Annotated in this window: 17 protein-coding genes, 2 tRNA genes, 1 rRNA gene and 4 pseudogenes; 8 read left to right on the top strand and 16 right to left on the bottom strand. The window is 52.4% G+C overall.

Going from position 1 to position 23,634, the window contains the following annotated elements; all coding sequences use genetic code 11:
* Positions 1 to 352 precede the first annotated feature (352 nt).
* Positions 353 to 2,347 (top strand): cyclic di-GMP phosphodiesterase, encoded by a 1,995-nt coding sequence (pdeR, locus tag ACQKDS_RS12530; RefSeq protein ID WP_399670826.1) that lies wholly within the window; start codon positions 353 to 355, stop codon positions 2,345 to 2,347.
* Positions 2,348 to 2,363: 16 nt separating this feature from the next.
* Here the strand turns inward: pdeR and ACQKDS_RS12525 are convergent, their stop codons facing one another.
* A complete protein-coding gene (locus ACQKDS_RS12525) occupies positions 2,364 to 3,230 on the bottom strand; it encodes a crotonase/enoyl-CoA hydratase family protein (protein WP_399670823.1) in 867 nt (288 codons plus the stop codon).
* A 344-nt stretch (positions 3,231 to 3,574) separates the two neighbouring features.
* Here ACQKDS_RS12525 and yhjD point away from each other — a divergent pair, with 344 nt between their 5' ends.
* The 4 genes from yhjD to ACQKDS_RS12505 all read left to right on the top strand — a co-directional run bounded on the left by yhjD (position 3,575) and on the right by ACQKDS_RS12505 (position 7,768).
* The gene (gene yhjD / locus ACQKDS_RS12520; RefSeq protein ID WP_399670820.1) at positions 3,575 to 4,582 is read left to right on the top strand and encodes an inner membrane protein YhjD; all 1,008 of its coding nucleotides are present in this window, start codon (positions 3,575 to 3,577) and stop codon (positions 4,580 to 4,582) included.
* A 338-nt stretch (positions 4,583 to 4,920) separates the two neighbouring features.
* Positions 4,921 to 6,243, top strand: coding sequence for an MFS transporter (locus ACQKDS_RS12515; RefSeq protein WP_399670817.1), 1,323 nt, complete (start codon positions 4,921 to 4,923; stop codon positions 6,241 to 6,243).
* Between the two features lie 236 nt (positions 6,244 to 6,479).
* The gene (locus ACQKDS_RS12510) at positions 6,480 to 6,683 is read left to right on the top strand and encodes a 2-hydroxymuconate tautomerase family protein (RefSeq protein ID WP_399670814.1); all 204 of its coding nucleotides are present in this window, start codon (positions 6,480 to 6,482) and stop codon (positions 6,681 to 6,683) included.
* A 152-nt stretch (positions 6,684 to 6,835) separates the two neighbouring features.
* Positions 6,836 to 7,768: a sugar kinase gene (locus ACQKDS_RS12505; RefSeq protein WP_399670811.1), complete on the top strand. Its 933-nt coding sequence runs from the start codon at positions 6,836 to 6,838 to the stop codon at positions 7,766 to 7,768.
* 293 nt (positions 7,769 to 8,061) lie between these two features.
* Here the strand turns inward: ACQKDS_RS12505 and ilvC are convergent, their stop codons facing one another.
* A complete protein-coding gene (gene ilvC / locus ACQKDS_RS12500; RefSeq protein WP_399670808.1) occupies positions 8,062 to 9,537 on the bottom strand; it encodes a ketol-acid reductoisomerase in 1,476 nt (491 codons plus the stop codon).
* A gap of 235 nt (positions 9,538 to 9,772) precedes the next feature.
* On the opposite strand from ilvC, the gene ilvY reads away from it, so the two are divergent.
* Positions 9,773 to 10,654, top strand: coding sequence for an HTH-type transcriptional activator IlvY (gene ilvY, locus ACQKDS_RS12495; RefSeq protein ID WP_399671166.1), 882 nt, complete (start codon positions 9,773 to 9,775; stop codon positions 10,652 to 10,654).
* A gap of 104 nt (positions 10,655 to 10,758) precedes the next feature.
* Here the strand turns inward: ilvY and ilvA are convergent, their stop codons facing one another.
* From ilvA to ACQKDS_RS12460, 7 genes are all read right to left on the bottom strand, one after another.
* Positions 10,759 to 12,303, bottom strand: a complete 1,545-nt coding sequence (ilvA, locus tag ACQKDS_RS12490) for a threonine ammonia-lyase, biosynthetic (RefSeq protein WP_399671164.1) — start codon at positions 12,301 to 12,303, stop codon at positions 10,759 to 10,761.
* Between the two features lie 4 nt (positions 12,304 to 12,307).
* Entirely contained in the window at positions 12,308 to 14,158 is a 1,851-nt protein-coding gene (gene ilvD, locus ACQKDS_RS12485) for a dihydroxy-acid dehydratase (RefSeq protein WP_399670805.1), read from the bottom strand.
* An 81-nt stretch (positions 14,159 to 14,239) separates the two neighbouring features.
* On the bottom strand, positions 14,240 to 15,166 hold the full coding sequence (locus ACQKDS_RS12480) for a branched-chain amino acid transaminase (RefSeq protein WP_399670802.1): 927 nt from the start codon (positions 15,164 to 15,166) through the stop codon (positions 14,240 to 14,242).
* Positions 15,167 to 15,187: 21 nt separating this feature from the next.
* Positions 15,188 to 15,445 carry an acetolactate synthase 2 small subunit gene (gene ilvM / locus ACQKDS_RS12475; RefSeq protein WP_399670799.1) on the bottom strand — a complete coding sequence of 86 codons (258 nt, stop codon included), beginning with the start codon at positions 15,443 to 15,445 and terminating at the stop codon, positions 15,188 to 15,190.
* A complete protein-coding gene (ilvG, locus tag ACQKDS_RS12470) occupies positions 15,442 to 17,088 on the bottom strand; it encodes an acetolactate synthase 2 catalytic subunit (RefSeq protein ID WP_399670796.1) in 1,647 nt (548 codons plus the stop codon). The genes ilvM and ilvG overlap by 4 nt, the downstream gene beginning before the upstream one ends.
* A 143-nt stretch (positions 17,089 to 17,231) precedes the next feature.
* Entirely contained in the window at positions 17,232 to 17,330 is a 99-nt protein-coding gene (gene ilvL, locus ACQKDS_RS12465) for an ilv operon leader peptide (protein ID WP_399671161.1), read from the bottom strand.
* A gap of 182 nt (positions 17,331 to 17,512) precedes the next feature.
* A complete protein-coding gene (locus ACQKDS_RS12460) occupies positions 17,513 to 18,697 on the bottom strand; it encodes an MFS transporter (protein WP_399670793.1) in 1,185 nt (394 codons plus the stop codon).
* Positions 18,698 to 19,036: 339 nt separating this feature from the next.
* Here ACQKDS_RS12460 and ACQKDS_RS12455 point away from each other — a divergent pair, with 339 nt between their 5' ends.
* Positions 19,037 to 20,557, top strand: a complete 1,521-nt coding sequence (locus tag ACQKDS_RS12455) for a YifB family Mg chelatase-like AAA ATPase (RefSeq protein WP_399670790.1) — start codon at positions 19,037 to 19,039, stop codon at positions 20,555 to 20,557.
* Positions 20,558 to 20,582: 25 nt separating this feature from the next.
* On the opposite strand, the gene ACQKDS_RS12450 is transcribed toward ACQKDS_RS12455, so the two are convergent.
* Positions 20,583 to 20,921, bottom strand: coding sequence for a DUF413 domain-containing protein (locus ACQKDS_RS12450; RefSeq protein ID WP_399670787.1), 339 nt, complete (start codon positions 20,919 to 20,921; stop codon positions 20,583 to 20,585).
* Positions 20,922 to 21,040: 119 nt separating this feature from the next.
* Between ACQKDS_RS12450 and hdfR the strand changes: the two are divergent.
* Positions 21,041 to 21,867, top strand: a pseudogene (gene hdfR, locus ACQKDS_RS12445) (HTH-type transcriptional regulator HdfR).
* Between the two features lie 4 nt (positions 21,868 to 21,871).
* Here the strand turns inward: hdfR and ACQKDS_RS12440 are convergent.
* From ACQKDS_RS12440 to rrf, 6 genes and pseudogenes are all read right to left on the bottom strand, one after another.
* Positions 21,872 to 22,153, bottom strand: a pseudogene (locus ACQKDS_RS12440) (sugar ABC transporter permease YjfF); the annotation flags it as partial.
* Positions 22,142 to 22,537, bottom strand: a pseudogene (locus tag ACQKDS_RS12435) (ATP-binding cassette domain-containing protein); the annotation flags it as partial. The pseudogenes ACQKDS_RS12440 and ACQKDS_RS12435, both read right to left, overlap by 12 nt.
* A pseudogene (locus tag ACQKDS_RS12430) lies at positions 22,537 to 22,943 on the bottom strand (substrate-binding domain-containing protein); the annotation flags it as partial. The pseudogenes ACQKDS_RS12430 and ACQKDS_RS12435, both read right to left, overlap by 1 nt.
* Before the next feature lie 311 nt (positions 22,944 to 23,254).
* Positions 23,255 to 23,330 (bottom strand) — tRNA-Trp (locus tag ACQKDS_RS12425).
* Between the two features lie 53 nt (positions 23,331 to 23,383).
* Positions 23,384 to 23,460: transfer RNA gene (locus ACQKDS_RS12420), tRNA-Asp, on the bottom strand.
* Between the two features lie 89 nt (positions 23,461 to 23,549).
* Positions 23,550 to 23,634, bottom strand: a 5S ribosomal RNA gene (gene rrf / locus ACQKDS_RS12415); the annotation flags it as partial.

Here is a 23,634-nt window from a genome sequence, read left to right as displayed (position 1 = left end):
ATTATCCAATTGTGAGAAAATAATGAAGAATGCGTTTAAATAACGAAAACTTTAGTGACGAAGGGGCTGTTTTTTACCTGATGCCGAGTATTTTATCTTTTCATACCGTGATTATAATTTATCACAACCTTAGCAAATTATCCCATACTGGAAACTCAGCCAAACATGAACTTCCCCCATAATTGCATTGTCTTCCGACATTTATAGGCATATGGCGAGCAACCACCGTGTCGGCCAAAAAAACGCAACGTATCTATAATGGTTTTAATAAACCGTTAATCTACGTTAAAAAGCATGTTATATGATGATACCCGCATGCCCAACACTGCTGATGCCCTTTTGAGGATACACCATGTTTGCAGATCCTGGCCCACAGCGCCTTCATACCCTATTTGGCACCAGCAGCCCCTATTGGCGACTGGCTTTCGACAGCAATGCCTTGGAACTGACGGCAGTCAAAGGCAAAACCTATCTCGCGGTTGAGCTGAACGCGATGCAGGCAGCCAAGATCCGTCGTCTGACCGGGGTGACCAGCAGTTTGGATCTCGCTATCCCGCTATCTGGCGAACCTATCCATTTGCATCTGGTGGGGCGACGGGTTAATAAGCATGAATGGGCAGGCACCGCTTCCGCCTATACCGATACCAAAGCCGTCGCGCGCGATCTGGTGCATGGCTTGTCATTTGCCGAACAGGTGGTGTCAGAAGCCAATTCGGTGATTGTGATTGTCGATCAGCATGGCCGTATTCAGCGCTTCAATCGCCTCAGTGAAGAGTATACCGGCCTGCGTGAGCAGGATGTGATCGGCAAAAATGTGTTTCAGCTATTTATGAGCCCGGAGGAAGCCGCCGCCTCGCGCCAGAATATTGCTGGGTTCTTCAAAAATGGCTCATCGTATGAAGTTGAACGCTGGATAAAAACCGTCAAAGGTGAGCGTCTGTTTCTGTTCCGCAATAAATTCGTCCACAGCGGCAGTGGTAAAAACGAAGTCTTTTTGATCTGTTCGGGCACCGACATCACCGAAGAGCGGCGTGCACAAGAACGATTACGGGTGCTGGCCAATACCGACATCATTACCGGCCTGCCTAACCGCAATGCCATTCAAGACAAGATCACCCAAGCCATTGACCAGCGAGGCTCAAATAACGTGGGGCTGGTGTATCTTGATCTCGATAACTTCAAAAAAGTGAATGACGCCTATGGTCATATGTTTGGTGACCGCTTACTGGTCGATGTCTCTCTGGCCATCCTCAGTTGTCTGAACCACGGCGAAGTGCTGGCCCGGCTGGGCGGCGACGAGTTTTTGGTGCTGGTCTACGATGCCGATCGCGTTATGTTGCAGGAATTAGCGCGGCGGATTATCGAACGGTTGCAAACGCCGTTCCGCATTGGTTTGATCGAGGTGTATACCGGGTGTTCGATTGGCATTGCGATCTGCCCCGAGCACGGATGCGATCTTGACAGCCTAATCCGCAACGCCGATACCGCCATGTACGTTGCCAAAGAGTTAGGCAAGCGCACATTTAGCGTGTTTTCTCCAGAGATGAACAAACGCGTCGCAGAATATATGTGGCTCGACACTAATTTGCGCAAAGGCTTGGAGCAAAATCAACTGGTGGTGTATTACCAACCGAAAATCAATGCACACAGTGGTGAGGCGCATAGCGTCGAGGCGCTGGTTCGTTGGGATTCACCGGAACGTGGGCTGATTCCACCGTTACAGTTTATTTCTTACGCTGAAGAATCCGGTTTGATCGCTCCTCTGGGCCAATGGGTATTGAAGACTGCCGCGAAACAGGCCGCCGATTGGCAACGGCAAGGCATCAATCTGCGCGTGGCCGTCAACCTTTCTGCCCGGCAACTGGTGGATGATTCGGTGGTGGACGCGCTGCTGCAGGTATTGCAAGAACATCAGTTTACCGCCTGCCCGCTGGATTTTGAACTGACGGAAAGTAGCCTGATCGAAGATGAAGACCGCGTTCGCGCACTCATCACGCAACTGCGGCAACTGGGTGCTCAGGTGCATCTTGATGATTTCGGTACCGGTTACTCTTCATTGGCACAACTGGCACGTATACCGTTGGATGCTATTAAACTGGATAAAAGCTTCGTGCGCGGCGTGAATCGGGATCCGGTATCACAATCGTTGGTACGCGCTATTGTGGCGGCGGCCGAAGCCTTACAATTTCGCGTCATTGCCGAAGGCGTTGAAACAGAGAGTGAAAATCAATTCCTTGATGGTGTAGGCGTCGACGAAAAACAGGGATTTTTGTTTGCCCATCCCATGCTACCGCTTCAACTGGAGCACTGGTTGCAGCATTACCGCCCGCACCCAGCATCGCTGTAGTGCGGGCAAACGATGATTAACCTACGCGGCGTAAGTTTTGCGTATGGCGATCTTGTAGCATCACCAAACGTTCAATATATTCGCGATCCTTTGGTTCAAGAGTAAATGCCGCCTGCACCCAATCTTCGGTGATATCCATCAGCTCCGAGCGCGTCAGTTGTAATACGCGCTGACGCGCGCGCAGCATAGCGCGCATGCCATTCAGTTTTGGCCGAATGGTATCGATAAACGTACGCGTCGCCCTATAACCTTCGCCCGGTTGAAACAGTCTATCGACCAGCCCACGGCTTTCAAACCATTCCGCCGTATGCGCTTCACCGCGCCAAATCAACTCTTCCGCCAACCGCATACCGGCTTTACGCGCAACCAATGAATATCCGCCCATACCCGGAAACAGGTTAAAGGCAATTTCTGGAAAACCCATACGCGCGTTGTTTTGTGCCAACACAAAATGATGCGCCAGCGCCGCCTCAAAACCGCCGCCTAGCGCGCTCCCTTCAACCATCGCGATACTCACTGCTCCGGTATCAAACCCGCGCGCAGCAGCGTGTACGCAATCGATGCAGGCGCGCGCATATGCCGTCATCGCGGCGCGGTTACGATTTTTGATCGATTCAGCGAAGAAGTGGAGATCGCCCCCCACGTTAAACATGTTGGGCACCAGCGAGCCGGTAACCCAGAAATCAAATGTTAACGACGACTCTTTAGCCGCCTGAGCCAACGCCATAATGTCTTCGATTAACGCCTGATTGAAACACGGTCGCGGCTCTGCGCGCAGCAACATCCACATAATGTTGCGTCCTTCTTCATAAAAGGCCGAAATCTGCGACAGGTTTCCCGCTTCAGTAAACGGGCGACAGGTTGGGTGATTAAGTAGTGTCATAGGACCTTCCAATTTTACGATCAATAGCAAATGAAAACGCACCAGCCCCTACGGCTGTAGTCCGGCGTCGATGTGAGAAACCACCACGCCACACCATGAGTAAACGCTTTCTATGCCTTGAAATAGATAAAATTTGGTGATGATCCAGTAAAAAAAATCGACCATATAAATACATCGAATCGGATTATTACCCCTATGCTCAACATTAAGGGTATGGGTGTGAGTGAGTTAGGTGCTTAATCTAAGAAATCCCCCTATTCGCCACAGCAATGACCAAATCATCAGGCGATTTAGTTATAATCAATGGCGTACACTCTTTTTATCGTTAAGGAAGTCGTGACGTAATGCCAATAGGATCAGATAAAGAACCCCGTCAGCCCGACAGTGAAACGTCTGCACAGCCGCAGAACGGCATCAAAACCGGCAATCAGCACATTGATAAGGGCATCTCCGGGTTTTCCCGTCTCCTTGAGCGCATCAAAGCCTGGCCAACCATCGCCCATCTTTTGCGCGCCGTCGAACGCTTTAACGATCGTCTTGGCAGCCAGTTTGGCGCGGCAATTACCTATTTCTCATTTTTGTCGCTGATCCCAATTCTGATGGTCTCTTTCGCTGCCGTTGGTTTTGTATTGGCCTCCAATCCTGATTTATTGGCCGAGCTCATCAACCGCATGGTCAGCAGCATCAGCGATCCCACGTTAGCCAACACGCTCAAAAACACCGTCAATACGGCCATCCAGCAGCGCACCACCGTTGGACTGACCGGTTTAGCACTGGCGCTGTATTCCGGTATCTGTTGGATGGGCAACCTGCGTGAAGCTATTCGCGCTCAATCACGCGATGTCTGGGAACGTAATCCGCAGGATCAAGAGAAAATATATTTCAAATACACGCGCGACTTTGTGTCGTTGATTGGTCTGGTGGTGGCGTTGATTATTACCCTCTCACTAACGTCCATTGCCGGCTCTGCGCAAGCCGCCATCGTTCGTGCGTTAGGCTTAGACGGCATTGAGTGGTTACGACCGGCGCTAACGCTGATCGCGCTGTCTATTTCAATCTTCGCCAACTATCTTCTTTTCCTATGGATATTTTGGATGTTGCCGCGCCATAAGCCGAAGAAAAAAGCGCTGTTTCGCGGTACCTTAATGGCGGCCATCGGCTTTGAAGTGATTAAGTTTGTGATGACGATGACGCTACCGCAGGTCGCGAAATCACCTTCCGGCGCCGCATTTGGATCGGTCATTGGTCTGATGGCGTTTTTCTACTTCTTTGCGCGTCTCACGCTGTTTTGCGCCGCATGGATCGCAACGGCGCAGTATAAAGAAGATAAAACGCTGCCGTCACAGCAATAGCGCTCCCCAATCGCAACGCAATATACCGGCCTTAAACTCAAGGCCGGTTTTTTATTTCAAAATATAATCACAAAAGCAGCATAACCAACCAGAAGCTATTGTCCCCTCACGCAAAACCAGCATAACAAACCACCTCGTAACTTTTATTTAACGCTTTTCCAGCGATTATCACTGCCAGATAGCTAATTTTCCACGTTTAACACTACAGATGGGCGACATAATAAAACATTAGTCTTATTAACATCTTACCTGCCGCAGAGTACAAAGTTGTACCGTTGAAAAGGTATTTTGCTGTGACTAAGATGGCTTTTTACATAATGAAACTATAAGAAATAACTATGCAAGCCACCATCGCACCATCTATCGACGCTAACGATGCGTCCACACCAATTAATTCCCGGGGAAAAGTGCTGGTCGCTTCATTGGTCGGCACCGCTATCGAATTCTTTGATTTTTATATCTATGCCACCGCGGCGGTATTGGTCTTCCCGCACATTTTCTTCCCACAAGGCGATCCGACCACGGCCACGCTGCAATCGCTCGCCACCTTCGCCGTCGCCTTTGTCGCACGCCCAATCGGTTCGGCCTTATTTGGCCACTTCGGCGATCGCGTTGGCCGTAAGGTAACGCTGGTCGCGTCGCTGCTGACGATGGGGATTTCCACCGTGATGATCGGCCTGCTGCCCAGTTATGAAACCATTGGCATTCTCGCCCCCATCCTGCTGGCTCTGGCGCGTTTTGGCCAAGGGCTGGGGCTGGGTGGTGAATGGGGAGGGGCTGCGCTCTTAGCCACCGAGAACGCGCCGCCGCGCAAACGGGCGTTGTATGGCTCATTCCCACAGCTTGGCGCTCCCATCGGCTTCTTCTTCGCCAACGGCACTTTCCTGCTGCTCTCTTGGTTACTGACCGACCAGCAATTCATGACGTGGGGCTGGCGCGTGCCGTTTATCCTGTCCGCCGTTTTAGTGCTGATAGGCTTATACGTGCGCGTTTCGCTGCATGAAACGCCGGTGTTCGCCAAAGCCGCCAAAGCGGGCAAGCAGGTGAAAATTCCGCTCGGTACGCTGTTAAGCAAGCATATGAAGGTGACCATTTTAGGTACGTTCATCATGCTGGCGACCTATACCCTGTTCTACCTGATGACCGTGTACTCAATGACCTACGGCACCACAGCACAACCGTTGGGGTTAGGCTACGCGCGTGAAAGTTTCCTGTGGATGCTGATGCTCGCGGTCATTGGTTTCGGAGTGATGGTGCCGATCGCTGGGCTGCTGGCCGATGCGTTTGGTCGCCGTAAGACGATGATCGTGATTACCCTGCTGATGATCGGTTTTTCCTTCCTGTTCCCGGTGATGCTCGGTTCAGGCAATCAGGCACTGGTGATGGCGTTCCTGCTGTGTGGCTTGAGCATTATGGGGTTGACCTTTGGCCCGATGGGCGCACTGCTGCCCGAACTGTTTCCGACCGAAGTCCGTTATACCGGCGCATCTTTCTCGTATAACGTCGCCTCGATTCTCGGAGCCTCAGTTGCGCCTTATATCGCCACCTGGCTGAATGCCAATTACGGCCTGTTTTACGTCGGGATGTATCTGGCAGCAATGGCCACGCTGACGCTGATCGCCCTGCTCTTGATGAAAGAAACTCGCCACAAGGCGCTGTAATATCGATTGCGGCCTCACCTCATTGAGGCCGCACATACCGATGTGTTAATCGAAGAAACCCAACATCATCGCTGCCAAGTATTAAGCCCAACATCCTGATTCAGGCTGCTTATTCTTCCATCTGATGTCTGCCCTGCCATCATCACGGTTTATCCTCTTAATATCGCAAAAACTTTAATCCATGTGAAAAGCCATCTACAGTTTTGTCATCGATACGCCAACCTGAAGGAAAACCTATGCCTTACGTTAATATCAAAATCACTCGCGAAGGTGCCACCGCAGAGCAAAAGAAACAGTTAATTGCGGGCGTCACTCAGCTGTTAGTCGATACGCTGGGCAAAAACCCGGCCACCACGGTTGTGGTCATTGATGAGGTAGACACCGATAATTGGGGCATCGGCGGCAAGGTGGTCACTGAGCTGCGCGCAACCGCCAAGTAGCCATGCAAAATGTGATTATCGACGGGCGATTGCCATTTCTCGATCAAAATTAAATGAAACGCTGTTTTATTTTAATTGACTCACTGCGTTATTGCCATGAAACTGAGCATGTTGTTCAGTAATCAGTGTTCAGGATTAACGCAGGGAGTGTCATGAACCACAAGAATATCGCCGTGATCGGCGAATGCATGATCGAGTTATCGCAGAAAGGTGACGAACTTAATCGTGGCTTCGGCGGCGATACGTTGAATACGGCCGTCTATCTTGCCCGCCAGGTGCCGCAGTCAGCACTGCAGGTGCATTATGTTACCGCGCTGGGCACCGACCGCTTTAGCGACGAAATGCTACAGGCGTGGCGGCAGGAACACATCAAAACAGAACTGGTATCGCGTTTGGATAACAAGCTGCCAGGATTGTACATCATCGAAACCGATGAGCACGGAGAGCGCAATTTCCATTATTGGCGCAACAATGCGGCAGCACGCTACTGGTTGGCATGCCCACCAGCCGAAAAAATCATTTCCCAACTGGCACAATTTGATTATCTGTATCTCAGCGGTATCAGCTTGGCGATCCTCAATCCGGCCAGCAGAGACACGCTGTTTACCCTGCTGCGCCAGTGCCGCAATAACGGTGGCAAGGTGATATTCGACAATAACTATCGTCCCCGTCTGTGGCAGAGCCAACAAGACACCCAACGTGCTTACCGCGATATGCTGTCTTGTACCGATATGGCTTTCCTGACGCTGGATGACGAAGATTTATTGTGGGGTCAACAGCCGCTGGAAGAGGTGGTGAACCGCACGCGTGGTCTTGGCGTCGAAGAGATTGTGATTAAGCGGGGCGCGGATTCCTGCCTGGTGTTCAACGCCAAGGGCAACCCGCTCGACGTGCCGGCAGTGCCGTTACCCAAAGAGAAAGTGATCGATACTACCGCCGCCGGAGATGCCTTCAGCGCCGGTTATCTCGCCGTACGTTTGAACGGCGGCAGCGCCGTACAAGCCGCCCAACGGGGTCACTTGACCGCCAGCACCGTCATTCAGTATCGCGGGGCAATTATTCCACGCGCGGCAATGCCGGGGTAATCTAAGACGCAAAACGGGCAATCCGCCTACGTGTAGAACCTCATCTACGCCAATAAAACTGTCTGCATAACACGCATAAAAAAGCCGGCAATGTATACCGGCTTAGTGACAAAGCCCGTTATTAGGGAAAGCGTGGCGGTGGGGTCGTAGTGGCGTAAGCCACCGGAGCGCCCCTCGCTACGCTAGTCCCGGGTATCTCGGGCCATCAGGCGACTTCGTCATCAAGCTCAGCCGGCAATGTATACCGGCTTTTCTTTTGTCAGGTGGGCAACCCACCTTGCTGTTTCCCTGCATTACCCTGCGACGGCAATACGCTTCATATCGGTCATATAGCCACGCAGTTTGCGACCAACCGTTTCGATTGGGTGGTGACGTACCGCTTCATTCACATCACGCAGTTGCGCATTGTCGACAGCCGTACCCACAACGGATTTACCCAAATCGCCCGCCTGCAAGGTATTCATGAAATCTTTCAACAACGGTACCGCTGCGTAAGAGAACAGGTAGTTACCGTATTCTGCAGTATCAGAAATAACCACGTTCATTTCATACAAACGCTTACGCGCGATCGTGTTGGCGATCAACGGCAGTTCGTGCAGAGATTCGTAGTAAGCAGACTCTTCAATGATGCCGGAATCCACCATGGTTTCGAACGCCAGCTCAACGCCCGCTTTCACCATCGCTACCATCAATACACCGTGATCAAAGTACTCTTGCTCGCTGATTTTACCTTCAAATTGCGGCGCATTTTCGAACGCCGTCTTGCCGGTTTCTTCACGCCAAGTCAGCAGTTTCACATCGTCTTCTGCCCAGTCAGCCATCATGCCGCTGGAGAACGCACCAGAAATGATGTCATCCATGTGCTTCTGGAACAGCGGCGCCATGATGCCTTTCAGTTGTTCAGACAACGCATAAGCACGCAGCTTAGCCGGGTTGGACAGACGATCCATCATCAAGGTGATACCGCCCTGCTTCAGGGCTTCCGTGATGGTTTCCCAGCCGAACTGAATCAGTTTTTCCGCATAGGCAGGGTCTGTTCCTTCTGCCACCAGCTTGTCGAAGCACAGCAGTGAACCCGCTTGCAACATACCACACAGAATGGTTTGCTCACCCATCAAGTCAGATTTCACCTCTGCAACGAAGGAGGACTCCAACACGCCAGCACGGTGACCACCGGTTGCGGCTGCCCATGCCTTGGCAATCGCCATCCCTTCGCCTTTCGGATCGTTCTCTGGGTGAACCGCGATCAGCGTCGGTACGCCGAAGCCCCGCTTATATTCTTCACGAACTTCGGTTCCCGGACACTTCGGCGCAACCATCACGACGGTGATGTCTTTACGAACCTGCTCGCCCACTTCAACGATGTTGAAGCCGTGTGAGTAACCCAACGCCGCGCCCTCTTTCATCAGTGGCTGAACGGCCTGTACCACGGCGGAGTGCTGTTTGTCTGGCGTCAGGTTAACTACCAGATCCGCCTGCGGGATCAGCTCTTCATAGGTGCCAACGTTAAAACCGTTTTCGGTGGCTTTACGCCATGACGCACGTTTCTCGGCAATGGCTTCTTTGCGCAGGGCATAGGAAACGTCTAAACCCGAGTCGCGCATATTCAAGCCCTGATTGAGCCCCTGTGCACCACAGCCGACGATCACCACTTTTTTCCCTTTGAGATAACCGGCTTCATCGGCAAATTCGTCACGCGCCATAAAGCGACACTTACCCAATTGCGCCAACTGCTGACGCAGGTTCAATGTGTTGAAATAGTTAGCCATGGTGGTACTCCAGTTAGATGTTATGTCTTGCAAATCTATCGCTTTCAATCTGCCGCTTGGCTATCCGCACCCGCTGCACATCGAAATAGACAGTGTGCTGTTATTTTCATTCCCCGCCCTGTCTGTGCGGAGATTCGTTAAACTCAATGTATAACAGTATTTGTGTTGCTTAAATTGATATATTAACAATGTTATATTTCATTTTATGCAACACACTCAGCGCGAGCCTATGGATATGGATTTACGTGATTTAAAGCTGTTCTTACATTTAGCGGAAAGCCGTCATTTCGGCCGCACCGCCAAAGCCATGCACGTTAGCCCCTCGACACTCTCCCGCCAAATACAGCGATTGGAAGAGATATTGGGGACGTCACTGTTCCTGCGCGATAACCGCACCGTGCAACTAACCGACGCCGGTGAACAACTGAAACTGTTTGCCCAGCAAACGCTGTTGCAATACCAACAATTGAAACATGCGCTCGGCCAGCACGGCCCGTCACTCAGCGGCGAGTTGCGGCTGTTTTGCTCAGTGACCGCCGCCTATAGCCACCTGCCACCGATCCTTGACCGCTTTCGCGCGCAACATCCGCTAGTTGAAATCAAACTGACAACCGGCGATGCCGCCGATGCGGTTGATAAAATTCAGTCTGGCGAGGCCGACCTCGGCATTGCGGGGCGGCCGGAAAGTCTGCCCGGTAGCGTAGAGTTCACCCAGATTGGCGAAATTCCGCTGGTATTAATTGCGCCGGCCTTGCCATGTGCAGTGCGGGCGCAGGCTTTAGCCGAACAGCCAGATTGGGCCAATATTCCGTTTATCCTGCCGGAACATGGCCCATCACGAAAACGCATCGAGTTGTGGTTCCGCCGCCAACGCCTCAGCAATCCGCTGATTTATGCCACCGTCGGCGGCCATGAGGCTATTGTGTCAATGGTCGCGCTGGGTTGCGGCATTGCGCTTATCCCCGGTGTGGTGGTGGACAATAGCCCCGAGCCGGTGCGCAATCGCATCTCACAATTAGACAACATTTCAATGGTTGAACCGTTCGAATTAGGCGTGTGCGTACAAAAGAAACGCCTTAGCGATCCGCTCATTGATGCATTCTGGCGCTTGCTCTGAAACCGCTGGAATGACGCAAAAACAGGCTATTGAAAGATTAGGTTGTAGGGGTAGCCAACGGTGCAACAACCGCAAACTCAGCCGCTGCCGCACCGTCGTTTTCTTCATCCCTGCAAAAAGAAGCGAAACGCGGGATTATTGGTTTCGTCGTGGCAATCGTAACCCAACGCCGTGAGGTGTTGTTCAAACTCAGGCTCCGTGTGCGACAGCTCAAAGCCGGCCAACACACGGCCAAAATCTGTGCCGTGGCTGCGGTAATGAAACAGCGAAATATTCCAGTGCGTGCCCAGCGTGTTGAGGAATTTCAGCAGCGCGCCCGGGGACTCAGGGAACTCAAAACTGTACAACCGTTCACGTAATGGTTTGGAAGGACGCCCGCCAACCATGTAGCGCACGTGCAATTTGGCCATCTCGTCATCGGAAAGATCGACCACTTGATAACCACCAACCGTCAGTTCACTGATGATCTCCTGCCGCTCAACGTGACCACGGGTTAAACGCACGCCAACAAAAATGCAGGCGTCGGCCGCATCGGCATAACGATAATTGAACTCCGTTACCGCCCGCCCCCCCAGCAGTTGGCAGAAAGTGAGGAAGCTGCCTTTCTGTTCTGGAATGGTGACGGCCAGCAGCGCTTCACGCTGTTCACCCAATTCGCAGCGCTCAGAGACGTAGCGCAACCCGTGGAAATTAAGATTAGCGCCGGACAGGACGTGCGCCAAACGTTCACCCTGAATGTTGTGCCGCTGCACGTACTTTTTCAGCCCGGCTAACGCTAACGCGCCGGAAGGCTCCGCAATGGCGCGTACGTCCTCAAACAGGTCTTTCACCGCCGCACAGATGGCATCACTATCAACGGTAATGACATCATCAAGGTATTCACGGCAGAGACGGAAGGTTTCGTCACCAATGCGTTTTACCGCCACCCCTTCGGCAAACAGCCCGACGCGCGCTAAATCAACCGGTTGCCCGGCATCCAGTGCGGCGCGCAGACAGGCTGAATCTTCTGCCTCCACGCCAATCACCTTAATTTGCGGCATAAGCTGTTTGATCAACACCGCAACACCGGCGGCTAAACCGCCACCGCCAACCGGGACAAAAACCCGATCAAGATGGGCATCTTGCTGTAACAGTTCCATCGCCAGCGTGCCTTGCCCGGCAATCACCGCCGGATGGTCGAACGGCGGGACAAACGTCATGCCCTGTTGCAATGACAGCTCGATCGCTTTGGCTTTAGCCTCGTCAAAGTTAGCACCGTGCAATAACACTTCGCCACCGAAACCACGCACGGCATCGACTTTGATATCAGCCGTCGACACGGGCATCACGATCAGCGTTTTGATGCCTAAACGGCTGCCAGACAGGGCAACCCCCTGCGCATGGTTACCCGCAGAGGCCGTCACCACACCGCGCGCTTTTTGCTCGCCACTTAGCCCAGCGATCATCGCGTAGGCACCACGTAGCTTAAAGCTATGTACCGGCTGACGATCTTCGCGCTTCACTAACACCGTATTGCCCAGTCGCGAAGAGATTTTATCCATGGTCTGTAACGGGGTGACTTGCGCCACCTCGTAAACCGGTGAGCGGAGCACCGCTCGCAAATATTCCGCGCCACAAGGGGCGTCGGGTAGGGGAAGGGATACCGCCATGGTTTTAGCCTCCCAGCTTACTCTTGTCACGCACCGCGCCTTTATCGGCGCTGGTCGCTAGCGTGGCATAGGCACGCAGCGCATAAGACACCTGACGTTCACGTGATTTTGGCGTCCAGGCCGCATCACCGCGCGCCAGCTCCGTTTCCCGGCGCTGCGCCAGTTCACGTTCTGCCACATCCAGCACAATGCCACGGTTCGGAATGTCGATATCAATCATATCGCCATCCTCTACCAACCCAATTATGCCGCCGCTGGCTGCTTCCGGCGAAGCATGACCGATCGACAGACCAGACGTCCCGCCAGAAAAACGCCCATCGGTGATCAATGCGCAAGATTTACCCAATCCCATCGATTTCAGATACGTGGTCGGGTACAGCATTTCCTGCATCCCTGGCCCGCCTTTCGGCCCTTCATAGCGGATAACCACCACATCGCCCGCCACCACTTTACCGCCGAGAATCGCGTCCACCGCGTCTTCTTGGCTTTCATATACTTTTGCTGGCCCACGGAATGTCAGGCTGTCTTTATCCACGCCCGCGGTTTTGACGATACAGCCGTCTTCCGCCAGGTTGCCATACAGCACCGCTAATCCGCCGTCTTGGCTGTAGGCATGCTCACGCGTGCGAATACACCCTTCCTGGCGATCGGTATCCAACGAGTCCCAACGGCAATCTTGTGAGAAAGCTTGTGTGGTGCGGATACCCGCCGGGCCAGCCGAGTACATTTTTTTCACGCTTTCATCGTTGGTCAACATAACGTCATACGCATCCAGCGTTTGCGGCAGATTAAGACCCAACACATTATTGACGTCACGATTCAGCAAGCCCGCACGATCCAACTCGCCCAAGATGCCAATCACTCCGCCTGCACGGTGGACGTCTTCCATATGGTATTTCTGGGTACTCGGCGCCACTTTGCACAAATGCGGCACCTGACGTGACAGGCGATCAATATCCGCCATCGTAAAGTCGATTTCCCCTTCCTGTGCGGCCGCCAACAGATGCAGCACGGTGTTGGTTGAACCGCCCATCGCAATATCTAACGTCATGGCGTTTTCAAACGCGGCTTTGTTGGCGATATTACGCGGCAACGCCGTTTCGTCGTCTTGCTGGTAATAGCGCTTGGTCAGTTCCACAATCCGCTTGCCCGCGTTAAGAAACAGCTCTTTACGATCGGCGTGAGTCGCCAGCAACGAGCCGTTACCCGGCTGAGACAGCCCCAGCGCTTCGGTCAAACAGTTCATTGAGTTAGCGGTGAACATCCCGGAGCAGGAACCACACGTTGGACACGCCGAGCGTTCGATCTGTTCGCTATCGGCATCGCTGACATTAGGATTAGCGCCTTGAATCATCGCGTCGATCAGATCCAGCTTGATGATCTTGTCCGACAGTTTGGTTTTACCGGCTTCCATCGGGCCGCCGGAGACAAAGATCACCGGAATATTCAAACGCAGCGACGCCATCAGCATCCCCGGCGTGATTTTGTCGCAGTTGGAAATACACACCATCGCATCGGCGCAGTGGGCATTCACCATATACTCCACCGAGTCAGCAATCAGTTCACGCGAGGGCAGCGAATAGAGCATACCGCCGTGCCCCATGGCGATGCCGTCATCCACCGCGATGGTGTTGAATTCTTTCGCCACGCCGCCAGAGGCTTCGATTTGTTCAGCAACCAGTTTACCCAGATCGCGCAAATGCACGTGCCCCGGTACAAACTGGGTGAAGGAGTTGACCACGGCAATGATCGGTTTGCCGAAATCGGCATCGGTCATCCCGGTCGCGCGCCATAATGCGCGGGCACCCGCCATATTGCGGCCGTGGGTGGTGGTGGCGGAACGTAACTTAGGCATGCTCTTTTCACTCCAAATGTATTCTGTTTTTTTACGAGCAGCGAACGAACCACCCGTCTCTGTAATGTCTGTCGTGATGATTTAGGCGTTGATCGGATCCAACCAACCGTATTTATCGTCGGTTTTGCCAGTAAACAAGCCAAAGAACGCTTGTTGAATCTGTTTAGTAACGGGGCCGCACTTGCCGATACCCACCTGGATGCCATCAACGCTGCGCACTGGGGTAATTTCTGCCGCGGTACCAGACATAAACACTTCGTCGGCCAAATACAACGACTCACGCGACAATACCTGTTCCCGCACCTCAAAGCCCATATCTTTCGCCAGTTTGATGATCGCATCGCGTGTGATGCCCGGCAGCGCTGACGAGGTGAAAGGGGGAGTGAACAGCACGCCATCTTTTACTTCGAACAGGTTTTCGCCCGCCCCCTCAGAGATGTAGCCATGCACGTCTAACGCGATGCCTTCCTGATAACCGTGGCGACGCGCTTCGCTGCCCACCAGCAAAGAGGAAAGGTAGTTCCCCCCCGCTTTAGCCGCCGTCGGAATGGTATTCGGTGCCACGCGGTGCCAAGAGGAAACCATCGCATCGATGCCTTGATCCAGCGCTTCTTCACCCAAATAGGCGCCCCAAGGAAACGCCGCGATAATCACGTCTGTTTTATAACCGGCAGGCGGGTTGACGCCCATGCCCACGTCACCAACGAACACCAGCGGGCGAATATACGCGCTAACCAGTTTATTTTTGCGAAGCGTGGCGCGGCAGGCCTCCATCAACTCATCGACGCTCTGCGATACCGGCATGCGGTAAATTTTTGCCGAATCATGCAAACGCTGCATGTGTTCACGGTGACGAAACACGACCGGGCCTTGGTGAGAGTCGTAGCAACGCACCCCTTCAAACACCGACGTCCCGTAGTGCAGCGCGTGCGACATCACATGCACTTTGGCGTCAGCCCAAGGAACCATCTCACCATTGAACCAAATGTAATCGGCTTTGCTCGTCATTGTTCTTTCCCTTTTTGCGCCTCAGGCGCGTATTTGTTGTGATGTGGGTTGCTGGATCTCAACGCAGAAGACATCCATCAATTTGCGTAACTGTGATGACAGTAAATCGACTGGACGCTGGCTGGCAACGGTCAATTCAATATTGATATTGTCGCTATTCAAAGCGGCAGCCATATTCATAGCACAAACCTGAAAGCCGCGGTGACGCACAACGCGCAATACACGCTCCAACATTTCTGGGCGAAAACGCGCTTGGATCGAGAGTTGATGCTGCATCATGAGACTTTCTCCAACATAGTTTCGTTGCCTGCACCCGGTGGAACCAGCGGCCAGACGTTCTCGAGTTCATCAATGGAAACCTGCAACAGATAAGGCCCTTCGCTGCTAAGCAAGGCGTCAAGCGCGTCTGCCACCTGGTCTTTGCGGGTAATGCGTTGGCCGGGAATACCGAAGGCGCTGGCCAGCATCAGGAAGTCGGGATTATCAGACAGATTGGTTTCACTGTAGCGCCCATCAAAAAACAGTTGCTGCCACTGGCGTACCATACCCAAGCGTTGGTTATCCAGTAACACCATTTTAAGCGGCAGCTGTTTTCGCTTTATGGTGCCCAATTCCTGCACGTTCATCATGAAAGAGCCATCACCCGACACGCAGATCACCATGTCGTCAGGGCGGGCCATCTGCGCACCAACGGCGGCGGGTACACCGAAGCCCATGGTGCCCAACCCGCTCGAGGTGATGAAATTTTCTGGGCGATGGAAGGTCATATGCTGCGCCGTCCACATTTGATGTTGGCCAACGTCGGTGGTCACAACGGTGTTAGCGGGCAGACGTTCGGACAATTGTTTGAGCAACAACGGCGCATAGATTGGCTGCCCGGGATGATCGTAACGCCAGGCGTGATCCTGTTTCAGTTCCGTCACCTGTTGCTGCCAAGCAGCAATATTCAACGGTTGCTGCAATGCTGGTAGCAACGTCTTCAGATCGCCAGGCAACGCAACGTGCGCCTGGCGCAGCTTGTTCATTTCTGCCGGGTCGATATCCATATGGATCACCTTGGCATGTGGGGCAAAGGCATTCAGCTTACCGGTCACGCGATCGTCAAAACGTGCACCGACCGCCACCAACAAATCACAGGACTGCACCGCCAAGTTCGCAGCCTTAGTGCCGTGCATACCCAACATGCCAAGATAATACGGATGATTGGCGTCGGCAGCTCCCAAGCCTTTCAGCGTCACGACCGCCGGGATATTGGTCTCGGCGATAAATGCGCGCAGTGCGGGCACCGCCTGAGCCATGCCCACCCCTCCGCCAACGTACAGCACCGGTTTGTGTGCCTGAGCCAACAGGGTGGCCGCCTGCGCCAGCGCCTCAGTCGGGTGTATTAACTCATCGTCAACCGGCATCAGATGCGGCGGCAAATCGCCTTGCGCCAGTTGGATATCTTTCGGAATATCAATCAATACCGGGCCTGGGCGACCGCTGGCGGCAATAGCAAACGCTTCTGCCATGATCCCCGGCAACGCCTCCAAGGACTCCACCAAGAAGCTGTGTTTGGTGCAGGCCAGTGACAGACCAAGAACATCGATCTCTTGAAACGCATCAGTGCCAATCAGCGGGGAGCCTACTTGGCCGGTAATCGCAACGATCGGTACTGAATCCAATAACGCATCAGCCAGACCGGTAATCAGATTGGTGGCACCGGGGCCAGAAGTGACGATGCAAACGCCGGTTTTACCGGTCGCACGCGCATAACCAATGGCGGCCATGGCAGCACCTTGCTCATGGCGGCACAGCAAGTGCTCCACCCCACCGTCATACAGCGCATCGTAAACCGGCATGATCGCCCCACCCGGATAGCCGAATACCGTATCAACCCCCTGCGCACGCAACGCTTGAACCACCCATTGAGCACCATTCATAGTTATTCCCCCGCCAAACTGCGGGAAATGCAGGATTTTATTCTATTATTCATTCTCTGCCCCTTTGCTTCACTTTTCTCTTGCCAATAAAAAACCCCCGGACCTGACGGTGCGGGGGTTTCCTTGCGATTCCGGCTTGTTTTCTAAGCCTTTCTTCGTCCAAGTGCAGCCCCGCACGGTGGTAGAATAATCACCACCACGCTAATCACGACTAGGCTAATCACTTGGGCAAAGGCTTTCATAATAGGGTTGTTCACTGTTCTCGTTTCGAACTAATACCTACAGAGGTACCATAGTCATGCGTAGCATGACAATACTTTTTTTGCGTTATTTTTCGACGCAATCTGGTCATACCTCACGCAAACCGCTGCGTTTTCAAACATTAGCGTGAACTCCAGACGCATCCGACGTACCCGAGATCGCGTTACCCCCGCGTGTCTTTACCGAAGAGCACCAACAACACAATCACTAGCGCGACCGTCCCCGCGATCGCTGCCATTGCCATACCGTAATTATGACCATGGCTTTCAGCTAAAGTGGCTTGCAGCGTTGCATTCACCGAAGCAATCAAGTTCCCCAATTGGTAAACAAAACCCGGCAGTACCGCACGCGTATTAGCTGGCACCAATTCATTCAGGTAGGTCGGCACAACTCCCCAGGCTCCCTGCACCATGAACTGCATCAGGAAAGCGCCGATGCCCAACATCAACGATCCGCTGGAAAATGCCCATAACGGGATGACCGGCAATGCCAACAGAGCGGCGATAATAATCGCCCTCTTGCGACCTATTTTTTCAGATAGCACGCCGAAGAAGATCCCGCCGATAATTGAGGCGATATTGTAGCTAATAGCGATGATACTGATGGTTTTAGCATCGAAACCGTGCTGAACCTTCAAAAAAACAGGATACATATCCTGAGTACCATGTGAGAAGAAATTAAACGCGGCCATCAGCAGCACCAGATAGATACACAGCCGCCAATGGCTCTTCAGCACCGGCAACAACGCGGTGCTCTCTTTCCGTTCGCGAGCCGCCAGCCACACCGGCGACTCCTGCACAAAAAAGTAAATAAACGGCAGCAATAGAATCGGCATGGCACCAATGACGAACATCCCCCGCCAGCCCACCACATCAAACAACAAGCCGTATACCACTGCGGCCAGCAGATAACCGAATGGATAACCCGCCTGGAAAATACCGGACATCAACCCGCGCGAACGGTCGGGAATGCTCTCCATCGCTAACGAGGAGGCTACCCCCCAAATTCCCCCCATCGCTACGCCGTACAGTACGCGTAACAACAAGAACACCGTCAATGACGGTGCGGCCGCAGAAAGCAACTCAAACAGCGAAAAAAACACAATATTCAACATTAAAATCGGCTTACGCCCGTACTTTTCCGCAGCCCGGCCAAATAACAAAGCGCCGATCGGCCGCACCGCTAACGTCAATAAAATTGCCAGCGTGACCTCTTCCATCCCAACATCAAATGCTTGCGCAATATCACTGAGTAAAAATACCAAGACAAAAAAATCAAAAGCATCCAGTGTCCAACTGGAAAAGCTCGCAATAGCTGCATTGCGCTGTTGTGGAGTCCAGCCAAGCATAGCGTTATCCCTACCGTAGAGTACCAAGTGAATGCGACTCGGTAGCCGTCGTCTGATTGCACAACAGCTGCCCATTGTTAACCAAGTGAACTTTGTTTTAATTAATTGTTAAATACACCGATTGGTGCTTAGATTGCAACTTGGTTAGCACGCTAATTTGTTGCACCTTTCATTGAATTGTTAATGGGTATTGCCATCGCTTGCGAGCCACTTCGCAAAAGAAAATTATCTGACTGAAATAATTAATTTTTAATAAAAATAACTTCGCAAATTAAGCAATCAGACCATGCGCCGTATCGCCATAACATGCACGCTATGGCTCTCAGCAAGGAGAGCGCTATGTCATTGGCAGTTATCTATACCCGCGCCATCTACGGCGTACAGGCTCCTTCCGTCACGGTTGAAGTACACATCAGCAACGGGCTGCCCGGTTTGGCACTGGTTGGGCTACCGGAAACCACGGTCAAAGAGGCGCGTGATCGCGTACGCAGCGCATTACTGAATAACGGGTTCACCTTTCCAGCCAAACGCATCACCGTCAATCTTGCACCGGCCGATTTGCCCAAAGAAGGCGGCCGCTACGATTTACCGATTGCTTTAGCCATTCTCGCGGCGTCTGAACAGGTTCCTCTCGATCGGCTGGATAAATACGAGTTTATCGGCGAACTGGCGTTATCCGGTGCGCTGCGCGCAGTCTATGGCGCCATACCTGCAGCAATAGCGGCACAACAGGCTGGTCGCCGTTTAATTCTGTCGGTGGAAAACAGCAAAGAAGTCGGGCTGATTCCCGCAGGCGGCAGCCAAGTAGCAGAACATCTGCAAGAAGTTTGTGCGTTTTTACAAGGGAAAGCCGATCTCGTTACTGCCATTTCACCCGCCGCCGCTCCCCGCACTGAGCACGACGATTTAGCGGAAATAATCGGACAGGAACAAGCGAAACGCGCGCTTGAGATTGCTGCGGCCGGTGGCCACAACCTGTTGTTACTGGGCCCCCCAGGTACGGGAAAAACCATGCTAGCCAGTCGATTGAACGGGCTCTTACCACCGTTAACCGATCAAGAAGCGCTGGAGAGTGTTGCTGTCGCAAGCCTCTTACACCACCCCACCGCGACCTTGCCGTGGCGTCAACGGCCATTTCGTGCGCCACACCATAGTGCCTCGATGGCTGCGCTGGTCGGCGGGGGATCAATGCCACGCCCGGGGGAGATTTCTATGGCGCATAATGGTGTGCTGTTTCTGGATGAATTACCCGAATTTGAACGGCGAGTATTGGATGCGCTACGTGAGCCATTGGAGTCGGGCGAAATTGTCATTTCACGTGCTAATGCCAAAGTCCGTTTCCCAGCTAGGGTACAGTTGATCGCTGCCATGAATCCCAGCCCAACGGGCCACTATCAAGGCATTCATAACCGGACACCCCCTCAGCAAATTTTACGCTATTTAGGGCGACTTTCAGGTCCCTTCCTCGATCGATTTGATTTGTCGATCGAAGTACCACTATTACCGCCCGGAATGCTTAGTCAACAATGCAACAAGGGAGAAAATAGCGAGCAGGTGCGAGAACGGGTAATGTTAGCACGGACGCGTCAGTTAACGCGCGCAGGGAAAATTAACGCATTGCTGGATAACCGCCAAGTGGATAGGCATTGCCACCTGCAGGCAGAGGATGCCGAATATCTGGAAGCCACGTTGATTAAACTAGGATTATCGGTTCGCGCCTGGCATCGGATTTTAAAAGTAGCACGTACGCTGGCCGATCTGGCCGGTGAAGACAACATTGCACGATGCCATTTAAGCGAAGCACTCGGCTACCGCTGTATGGATCGCCTATTAACGCAATTGCACCGTAGCCTAGAGTAAAAATGGGGCCAAGGCCCCATGATGTTTAGTCATCACTATCGGTGTAATCTTCCACTGCATCCGCCTGCGGTTTGCCGCCGGATAAGGTATGGAACTTCTTCGGACGACGAGTACGCGCCAAATATTTGAACCATACTTTTTCCTGCTCAGTGACAGGCTCACGCTCGCCTCGGCACACTGCGACGAACAGTTGCTCTTCTTCGGTGGCTGGCTGACGCTTCCCTGCATCCAATTCGTTGAATGCATGGCCGCAGCGCTCTAGCAATTGCGCTTCTTTAATGGTGAAATCGCCGTGACGGGAAAACCCGCGAGGGTAGTGTTTATTATCAAAAAAACGATTGGTCGTGATGAAGCTATCCGCCATCTGACACGCTCCTAATTCTCTCATGGCCGTGCTGTTTATGGCGCGGAGTATTAGATAGGCTTGACATCGTGTAAAACAAAACATTTAAATCTTAACGACAAAAAATTTTGGAGATAGGTGTGGATACCGAATTACTGAAAACCTTTTTGGAGGTCAGTAGAACGCGTCACTTTGGCCGAGCCGCAGAATCCCTGTACCTAACGCAGTCTGCGGTCAGTTTCCGCATCCGTCAGTTGGAAAATCAATTAGGTGCAAATTTATTCACCCGCCATCGCAATAATATTCGCCTGACGCCTGCTGGCGAACGTTTGTTACCGTATGCGGAAAACCTGATGAACACTTGGCAGATAGCGAAGAAGGAGGTGGTACGATCGCTGCAGCATACCGAACTTTCAATCGGCGCCACTGCGTCACTGTGGGAAGCGTATCTCACACCGTGGCTACAATCACTCTATCAACAACATGAGGCTTTACAGTTGGAAGCCCGAGTGGCACTGCGTCAGTCGCTGGTGAAACAGTTACATGAACGGCAGCTCGACTTACTCATTACCACCGAACCGCCGAAAATGGACGAGTTGGCAAGCCAGCTATTAGGCAACTTTTCGTTACGGCTATTTTCGTCCTCACTGCGCAATAGCGAAAGCCCCATGCCATACATCAAGTTGGAATGGGGGCAGACTTTCATCCGCAGGAAAACCGCCTACAAGACGGTGAGGCTATGCCGGTACTGACCACCACGTCGGCGCATCTGACGCGACAACTGTTAGAAACCACCGGCGGCTGCGCCTTCTTGCCTAGCCAATGGGAAACAGATTACCCGCACTTGGTGGCAACACCTGACATTCCCACCCTCATTCGCCCCTTGTATGCCGTCTGGCTACAAAACAGCGATCAACAGCCGCTAATTCGACAATTGCTAAAAATACCGTTAAATACCATAGAATAAAGCGCTATAACGGCTTCAAATATGGACGAAGGGGTTTTAGCCAAAACGCGTTCAACGCCTTCTGAAGGCCGATAAAACAAAACAAAAAAATCCCAATGACAATTTTGGTCCACCACGAACTCAGCGAACCATCGAAAGTGATATAGCGTTGGATCAGCCCTTGAATCAACACACCGAATACCGTACCAAGAATGGTGCCAGCGCCTCCCATAAGCAATGTGCCAGCAATCACTACCGCGGCGAGAGTATTCAGCCCCACCCTGCTGGCCACCAACGCATAGCCCGCCAGTTCTTTAAGCTCAGAGGAGAGCACTAATAACCAACGCCAAGTCTTCACTACATAGCCGTTCGATTAACCGAATAATTCCCGCCTGCGCGCCCACGTCAATGCCTCGAGTGGGCTCATCAAGAATGAGAAAGCGCGGCTTTGTTACCAGCCAACGTGAAAGCAACACTTTCTGTTGGTTACCGCCCGAAAGATATTGGATTTGCTGCTCCGTCCCCGGGGTGCGAATACCTAAAAACTGAACAAAACTTTCGGCAATACGCGTTTGTTCGCGCAATAAAAGAGGCCGTAGCCCGCCTCGCTGCGCTTGTAGCGTCAAAATAATATTTTCGCACACCGTCGCTGCGCCTATGACGCCATCGGTTTTAGATCTTCAAGACAATACCTTCGTGTACGCTATCTGAGGCTACCGCAGCGGTATAAAGGGATGAGTCGTTGACGTCTATCAGGCGATCTAGCTAGCAGAAATACTGGGATTTTAGCCTCTTGCGCTTCCCGTAAAACGGGCATCCAGCCAGTGGCAAACCACCGGCGCGATGAAAATGGCATCGACATTCTGAGCAAAAAACGATCTCACCGCCTTGATTTGATTTTCCTGTTTTTACTGCGCATCAGAAATTTTTTGTGAGATACCGCGCTTTTCCGCTTCTTGTTTCGAGACTTTATTTTCTGCCGAACGCCAGCCCGACTCTGAACCAATCTGAGGAAAAATCACGACCAGAGGAGCTACCTGAACAGATCCTATCAAGATACAGCCCACGGTAGTGGCTAACATGAAATGCTTATGCATCGTGTTCTCCTATCACAACACGCTATTTTTATCGTGTCGTGATGATGACGTTATTGTGTTTACCCTGATGATGTTTCGCACTAATAAATGCAGAACCCATTAGGGTTAGCCCAAACCGACGCAGGAATAATGAGTGATGTCACAACGCAAGAGAACAATCAATTTGTACACAATTACAGCTAGAAATAGCTAAGTTGGGAACGATTTCTGTAAAAAGTAGAAATTTCAGGCGGGGATTCAAGAATGTAATAAAATTAGAAGAAATGATAAAGCAAAAAGCCCTTCGCTTTCGCAAAGGGCTTTTCAATATATGGCAGGGGCGGAGAGACTCGAACTCGCGACACCCGGTTTTGGAGACCGGTGCTCTACCAACTGAGCTACGCCCCTATATCACGCTTAACATTATGCCTGCTAGTTTTAGCAGGCATAATCTAAATAAGTGGCGGAACGGACGGGGCTCGAACCCGCGACCCCCTGCGTGACAGGCAGGTATTCTAACCAACTGAACTACCGCTCCACCGATTCTGTTACGTCGCTTCTTACGAAGCCAGCAAAGCCCTTAGGCTATGCTATTACCAGATGTCACCCTGATAACGTTTATTTGATGCCTGGCAGTGTCCTACTCTCGCATGGGGAGACCCCACACTACCATCGGCGCTACGGCGTTTCACTTCTGAGTTCGGCATGGGGT

The organism is Serratia sp. NPDC078593 (assembly GCF_050268245.1).
In the GTDB taxonomy this organism is placed as follows: Bacteria; Pseudomonadota; Gammaproteobacteria; order Enterobacterales; family Enterobacteriaceae; genus JBNNGK01.
Note: the sequence above shows the minus strand (reverse complement) of the source record. Positions and strands in the feature narration are given on the sequence as shown.